Origin of the sequence: Prochlorococcus marinus str. MIT 9314 (genome assembly GCF_000760035.1) — a bacterium.
In the GTDB taxonomy this organism is placed as follows: Bacteria; Cyanobacteriota; Cyanobacteriia; order PCC-6307; family Cyanobiaceae; genus Prochlorococcus_A; species Prochlorococcus_A marinus_B.
Map to the genome: position 1 here is coordinate 1 of NZ_JNAO01000014.1, position 1,162 is coordinate 1,162.

1 protein-coding gene is annotated in these 1,162 nt (G+C 42.9%); it reads left to right on the plus strand.

Going from position 1 to position 1,162, the window contains the following annotated elements:
* Window positions 1-9 precede the first annotated feature (9 nt).
* On the plus strand, window positions 10-1,092 hold the full coding sequence (gene psbA / locus EU98_RS00020) for a photosystem II q(b) protein (RefSeq protein ID WP_002805533.1): 1,083 nt from the start codon (window positions 10-12) through the stop codon (window positions 1,090-1,092).
* Window positions 1,093-1,162 lie beyond the last annotated feature (70 nt).

A 1,162-nucleotide genomic window follows, 5' to 3' on the forward strand; every position in this document is an offset into this window, starting at 1 on the left:
AACGAACTCATGACAACTATTCAGCAGCAGCGTTCTTCGCTGTTAAAAGGTTGGCCACAGTTTTGTGAGTGGGTAACATCAACTAACAACAGAATTTATGTTGGTTGGTTCGGCGTCTTAATGATTCCATGCCTTCTTACAGCAGCGGCTTGCTTCATCGTTGCATTCATCGCAGCACCACCAGTAGACATCGACGGAATTAGAGAGCCAGTTGCTGGTTCATTCCTATATGGAAACAACATCATCTCAGGTGCAGTTGTTCCTTCATCTAACGCTATTGGTCTACACTTCTACCCAATTTGGGAAGCAGCTACTGTAGATGAGTGGTTATACAACGGTGGTCCTTACCAGCTTGTAATTTTCCACTTCCTAATTGGTATCTCAGCATACATGGGAAGACAGTGGGAGCTTTCATACCGTTTAGGTATGCGTCCTTGGATCTGTGTTGCATACTCTGCACCAGTTTCAGCAGCTTTCGCAGTATTTCTTGTATACCCATTCGGTCAAGGTTCATTCTCTGACGGAATGCCTCTAGGTATCTCTGGAACATTTAACTTCATGTTTGTTTTCCAGGCAGAGCACAACATTCTTATGCACCCATTCCACATGGCTGGTGTTGCTGGTATGTTCGGAGGATCTTTATTCTCAGCTATGCACGGTTCACTTGTTACTTCATCTCTAATCAGAGAAACAACTGAGACAGAATCTCAGAACTATGGTTACAAGTTCGGACAAGAAGAAGAAACATATAACATCGTTGCAGCTCATGGCTACTTCGGTCGTTTGATCTTCCAATATGCTTCATTCAACAACAGCAGAAGTCTTCACTTCTTCCTAGCTGTATTCCCAGTTGTTTGTGTATGGTTAACTTCAATGGGTATCTGCACAATGGCATTCAACCTTAACGGTTTCAACTTCAACCAGTCAGTTGTTGATGCAAACGGTAAGATTGTTCCTACATGGGGTGACGTTCTTAACAGAGCTAACCTAGGTATGGAAGTAATGCACGAGCGTAACGCTCACAACTTCCCACTTGATCTAGCAGCAGCTGAGTCTACAACAGTAGCTCTTTCAGCTCCAGCTATCGGTTAAGCTTAAAGTTCTTAAACTTACAAGCCCCCTTTTTGGGGGCTTTTTTTTGTTTAATTTTCAATTGGTTTTA